Source organism: Mesorhizobium sp. M6A.T.Cr.TU.017.01.1.1, from assembly GCF_004023115.1.
Lineage (GTDB): Bacteria > Pseudomonadota > Alphaproteobacteria > Rhizobiales > Rhizobiaceae > Mesorhizobium > Mesorhizobium mediterraneum.
In genome coordinates this window covers 1-5721 of sequence record NZ_RZTA01000202.1, presented here as the reverse complement: position 1 = coordinate 5721, position 5721 = coordinate 1, and the positions used below count along the sequence as shown (strand labels likewise).

General features: G+C 62.2%; 4 protein-coding genes, 1 tRNA gene and 1 pseudogene. 3 read left to right on the top strand and 3 right to left on the bottom strand.

The window, feature by feature from the left end:
- Nucleotides 1-274, bottom strand: a 274-nt coding sequence (locus tag EOB36_RS34775) for a hypothetical protein (protein ID WP_206637232.1), incomplete at its 3' end; no start/stop codon positions are given.
- A 342-nt stretch (nt 275-616) separates the two neighbouring features.
- Here EOB36_RS34775 and EOB36_RS32840 point away from each other — a divergent pair.
- Complete coding sequence (locus EOB36_RS32840) at nt 617-1780, top strand: integrase core domain-containing protein (protein WP_128286527.1); 1164 nt, start codon at nt 617-619, stop codon at nt 1778-1780.
- Between the two features lie 39 nt (nt 1781-1819).
- Here the strand turns inward: EOB36_RS32840 and EOB36_RS32835 are convergent.
- Both EOB36_RS32835 and EOB36_RS32830 read right to left on the bottom strand, forming a co-directional pair.
- Nucleotides 1820-1896 (bottom strand) — tRNA-Arg (locus EOB36_RS32835).
- A gap of 399 nt (nt 1897-2295) precedes the next feature.
- Nucleotides 2296-3183, bottom strand: a complete 888-nt coding sequence (locus EOB36_RS32830; RefSeq protein ID WP_128286526.1) for a D-alanyl-D-alanine carboxypeptidase family protein — start codon at nt 3181-3183, stop codon at nt 2296-2298.
- A 238-nt stretch (nt 3184-3421) separates the two neighbouring features.
- Here EOB36_RS32830 and EOB36_RS32825 point away from each other — a divergent pair, with 238 nt between their 5' ends.
- Nucleotides 3422-5251, top strand: coding sequence for a methyl-accepting chemotaxis protein (locus EOB36_RS32825; RefSeq protein WP_128286525.1), 1830 nt, complete (start codon nt 3422-3424; stop codon nt 5249-5251).
- Between the two features lie 112 nt (nt 5252-5363).
- A pseudogene (locus EOB36_RS32820) lies at nt 5364-5721 on the top strand (hypothetical protein); the annotation flags it as partial.

The following is a 5721-nucleotide window of genomic DNA, read 5'->3' as shown; positions in this document are numbered from 1 at the left end:
GGTCCAAATCATCGACCGCGGCACTCGGCACCTCATAACTGTGGTCTTGCAGCGTTCGTCGATCGACCGTCTGGATTAGCACTGGCCACCGGAAACGCGAGTAAATGGCACAGAAGGCCTCAAAGATTGCCAAATTCGCCCCGTTCGGGAGGCCTTTCCAAGGGGGGTTTCGATTGTAAATGTCGACGAAGTGAAACTCGATCGGGGGGAGATCGGGAATGAGCGTTCTGACATAGTCAAGCCCAGCTTTAATCTCGGATCGAATATAGTCCACGTGGTCGTCCTGAAACACGACCGCAACATGGGTCCGTCTGGCCCCCGTCACATAACGGGACGGCGTTTCCCCATGGGGGCCGTAGCTATCGTCTATGGCGACATGCAATGCGCTACCCGCTCCAGGCTGATTCAGCAACGAATGGATGGCAGCGTACCAGAATGGAGCCAATCTTACCAATTGGCTGACTCAGTGCTGACTTGGGGAAAGAATGCCTTGGCAGAAAGCAGCTAAACACTTTGCCCTTCCCGAGAGATGGGTGACAGTTCATTCCGGAGACATGGGTTACACTTCTAGCCCTTTGCGAGGAGAGCAAAGGTGCCTTGGCAGGAGTGCAATGTCATGGATGAGCGTCTCAAATTTGTTGCCCGGCTTCTGGATGGAGAGAAGATGGCGGCGCTGTGCCGGGAGTTCGGCATCTCGCGCAAGACCGGCTACAAGCTGATCGATCGCTACAACGACAGCGGGCTTGAAGGGCTGACTGACCGCTCGCGGCGGCCTTACCGGCACGCCAATCAGCTTCCTTTCCAAATCGAGAAGCTGATTGTGCGTGCCAAGCAGGACAAGCCCAACTGGGGCGCGCCGAAGATCAGGGAGCGATTGGCGCGGCTTTATCCGGACGTTCATTGTCCGGCGATCTCGACGGTGCATGCGGTGCTCGACCGCCACGGCTTGGTCAAGCGCCGCAAGCGGCGACGCAACAGGGCGACGGGGACACCGCTTTCAAACGGCTGTCGACCCAACGCGCTGTGGTGTGCCGACTACAAGGGCGAGTTCATGCTTGCCGATCGACGCTATTGCTATCCGCTGACCATCACTGACTTCGCCAGCCGTTATCTGATCGCCTGCGAGGCGCTTCACACCACCAAGGAGGCCTATGCTTTCACCGTGTTCGAAAGCGTTTTCAAGGAATTCGGCCTGCCCAGCGCCATCAGGACCGACAATGGCGTTCCCTTCGCCAGCCCCAATGCGCTGTTCAACCTCAGCAAGCTGTCGGTCTGGTGGCTGCGCCTGGGCATCGCCATCGAGCGCATCAAGCCCGGCTGCCCGCAGCAGAACGGCCGCCATGAGCGCATGCATCTGACCCTGAAACTGGAGACCACCAAACCGGCCGGCGCCAACTTCCTGCAGCAGCAGGCCAGGTTCGATGACTTCGTCGAGGAGTTCAACTCAGAGCGCCCGCACCAGGCGCTCGGCATGGCCTGCCCTGCCGAGCGCTACAGCCCATCGCCGCGACCCTATCGGGGACTGCCGCAGCTCGACTACCCTTTCCACGACAAGGCAGTCACCGTCACCACCTGCGGCCGCATCTGCTACAAGCGCAAGAAGATCAACCTCAGCCTTGTCTTCGCCGGTCAGACCGTCGGCATCAAACAGGTCGAGGACCATATCTGGCTGGCTTCCTTCATGGACTATGATCTGGGATATTTCGACGATGAGACATGCAGGCTCGAACCACTCCAAAACCCCTTCGGGCCAAAAGTGTTACCCATGTCTCCGGTATAAAATGTAACCCATGTGTCCAGAATGGACCCCTGAAATGATTGGCGCACCCGACAGGATTCGAACCTGTGACCTCTGCCTTCGGAGGGCAGCGCTCTATCCAGCTGAGCTACGGGTGCTTTCAGGATCGACGATCCGGAAAACGAACCGGCCGGGTAACCGGCCAGCCACGGCTTCTTAGCGGAAGCAGGCGCGGGCTTCAACGGGCAAGTGGCAGGCGGCAGGGCTGCGAACTTGGAATAACGCATTTTTCGGATTGCTCATTCCACTGCGGCCCACGATCTGGAGCCTGCCATGACCCTCGAAGGTGCGAGAAGCAAGCGCGAAGACCGGCAAACCTGCGGTTTTGTCGGACCTATGAAGAATGGCGCCGAAGCCTGAAATGAAAAACCCGCCTCGGCGGGCGGGTCGTTGGCGCAAATCAGCACCATGAATAAATTCCTAGCATAACTGCCGTCACCTGTCAAGTTGAAACCCCCCCCACTGATCACGAGCTCGCTACCGCCGAACGCCGCTCCTCACTGCTCCTCGGCATACAGCAGCCTTGTCGTCGTGTTCGATGCCGGCGACAGGTTGCGCTGGATCAGCGCTTCGACGTGGTCGTTGCGCTGGCGCGCGCTGTCGGCGCCCATCACCACGAGGATGAGCCTGCGGCCGTCGGCATCGTAGGAGGTGACGATGTTGAAGCCTGAGGCTCTGATATAGCCTGTTTTGATGCCGTTGACGCCGCGGACGCGGCCGAGCATGTCGTTGTGGCCGCGCACCAGCCGGCCCCGGAACATGAAGTCGCTTTCGGAGAAATAGTGGAAATGCTGCGGGAAGCGGGCGCGCAGCGCCATGCCGAGCATCGCCATGTCGCGCGCCGTCGTCTGCTGGACGCCGTCCGGCAGGCCCGAAGCGTTGCGGAAGACGGTGCTGCGCATGCCGATCTGGCGCGCTTTGGCCGTCATCATTGCGGCGAACGTCTGTTCGCTGCCGCCGAGATATTCGGCGACGGCGACCGCCACGTCATTGGCCGATTTGACGGTGATCGCCCGGATCGCCGTCTCGACATCGATCGCCTCGCCGCGCCTGAAGCGCAGCTTGGTCGGCGGCTGCCTGGCGGCGTTGTCGGAGACAGGGATCAGCGTCGTCTTGCCGACGCGGCCCTGGTCCAGCGCCTCGAACAGAAGGTAGAGCGTCATCATCTTGGCCAGCGACGCCGGATAGCGCGGCGCCGTCGAATTCACCTCGAACAGCGTCTTGCCGGTGCTGCCATCGATGACGATTGCGGCATATTTTTGCGGCGCCGCCGGCACCGCCAGCATGGTCTCCGGCGGCGTCGTCACGCAGCCGGCGACGAGCGCCAGCAGCGCAAACGCCGCGACAAATCTTCTGATGAGCGGAAAGAGGCGCGGTTTGGACAAGATGGGTCTGTTCTGAAGGTAAGCAGTTGCTGAGACGAACGGGAAACTAGCCTAACCCAAAAGCGCCGTCCATTTGGTTAATGCCGGTCTTGCCCAGGGTTATCCCCGGATAAACACATTTTCGCGGCCACGCCGTCGACGACCACTGGACCGCGCGATCGCCAGTTTCCAGTCCTGATCTTCCCACGCGGTCGCGCTCCGGCTAGAAGGTACGCGGCATTGGGTGTTGGGGGATTGCATGGCGGGCGGTATCGGCATGGGCGGCGCTGCGCCGTCGCTAATCAGGGCATCTCTTGGCCGCACCGGCAGATGGGCCACCGGCGTGGCCTTTGTCGGCGGCTTCATTTCCGACATCCTGACGCCGCTGGCGCCGTTCGCCGCCTATATCGCGCTGGTCGCCGCGATCGCCGCGCTGATCATCGCCATCGCCATCGTGCTGCGGCTGGTGCTGGCGGCCAAGGCGCTGCCGGCGCTGGTCTTCGCCAGCACCGCCGCGGCGGTCGCCGGCGGCGTCTTTGCCGTTCAAAAGCAGACGAATTCCCAAAACGGATTGATCGCCGGCCTGGTGCCGGCCGTGGCCGAGCTGCAGCGCTCGATGGGCATCGTCTCGGCCAAGGTGGCGAAGATCGAGCAGACCGTCACCGAGACGCAAAAGACGGTCGAGACGGTCAAGCAATCGACCGACAAGGTTTTGCAAAAGACCGACGAGATCGCCTCGGTCCAGCAGCAGCAGACCGAGCAGGGCGCTGAGACGCAAAAGACCGTCGAGGCGGTCAAGCAGACAACCGATACGCTGGCCGACACCGTGGCTGCCGGCCAAGAACAGCAGCAGGTCCAGGCGCAAAAGCTGCAGGCGACGACCGAGCAGATCGCCGTCTCGATCGACACCATCGCCAAGGGCTTTGCCGCACTTGCCGCACAGGGCGGGGCGATCGCCGAGCCCAAGCGGCCGGACGAGTTTTATCACAATGCCCGCGTCTACGAACTGTCGGGCGACATGCTCAATGCCCGGCACTCCTATCTCGCCTTCGCCGGCTTCGATGTCGACGCCATCGACCCCTATACGCGCTTCGCCACTCTGCTTCGGGTGCAGGATGGCAAGGCCGGTGCCCGCGAGGTGTTCGGCGCACTGGCCGACAAGGGTAAGGCGCTGTCGATCAAGCTCGTCCATGCCTTGCAGTTCGACGATGCCCAGCGTCTCCAAAAGCTCAACGCGTTCGTCGCCGCCAATGCCGATTTCGCGCCGGCCTATTTCCTGTTGTCGCAGGAGTTTTCGGAAGATCGTCTCGGCTTCCAGGCGCTGTCCGACAAGCGCAGCGAGGCGACGGCGCTGACCAAGTTCCTGTCCTATGAGAAGGACGGCGGGCTGCTCAAATATTTCGTCGACCAGACCCAGCTTGCCGATTGGCTGGACCGCAGCCACAGCCGGCTGGCCGCGCTTGGCGACGTGCTCGATGCCAAGCGCTTCGCCCCGACGCTGACGCCGATGCGCTCGAACCAGGGCTGGTCGATGACCATCTCCATTCCCGAGCCGGCGACCGGCATTTCATGGCGCATGGGCGACAGCGGCCCGTTCACCGAGACCGGCTTCCTGGCGCTCAACGACCAGACCACCGGCAAGCCGATGCCCAATCCGAGCTTCGAATTGCCCGACAGCACCGCGGCCGGCAGCATTGCGATCAAATATCTCGATGTCAGCGGCCGCGAGACCGGCCCGTTCGACATCCGCTTCGATCCCGAGGCGGCACTTCAGCAAGGCAACAAGCAGATCCTCGACCAGTTCTGGACATCGTGGATCGCCTTCGACGCCAGCGGCAACCGCGGCCTGGTCTATTTCAGCCATATGCTGTCCTACCGTTGCGCCATCAAGGCGGTGCACTACGGTCTGAACGGCGCCGCGCTCGACAAAGAGATCAAGATGCCGGCCTGCGACCCCAAGGACCCCTACGCCATCCCCTACGACTACCAGCCCTATTTCAAGGTCGCCGACAGCGTGAAGGCGATGTCGGTCCAGGTCACCTACACCGACGGCACCCAGTCGCCGGTGCGGGAGTATAAACGGCAGTAAGCCTGGCTGCTGCGCCGACGCCAGTGCTGCCTGACGTGAAATGCCGGCCACGCGGCTTGCGCAACCGGCATCGAGCGGGTTTGCTGGCGCAGGCAGAATCAGCAGGTGCGCCATGGATACGCTCACGATCAAGGCAAAGGGCATTTCGGTAGCGGTCGATCTCACTGTCGGCCATCTCGCCGAGATAGTGGTCGATATCGACGGGCGCCGGCTAAAACCGCTGCATCGCGCGCCGTGGATCGACGAGCCGCGCGAGACGCTGCCGCAAGACCTGCCCGCCGGCACCGTTCGCCTGTCCGGCGACTTTCTCTGCGCGCCGTTTTCGCGAAGCGATGTCGAGGAAGCGCCGCTGCATGGCTGGCCGGCCAACAGTCGCTGGGATGTCGTCGGCAGCGAGGCGACTGCCGATGGCTGGCGCGCGGTCTTCAGGTTGCAGCACAAGGTCATGGGCGCGACGGTCGACAAGAACC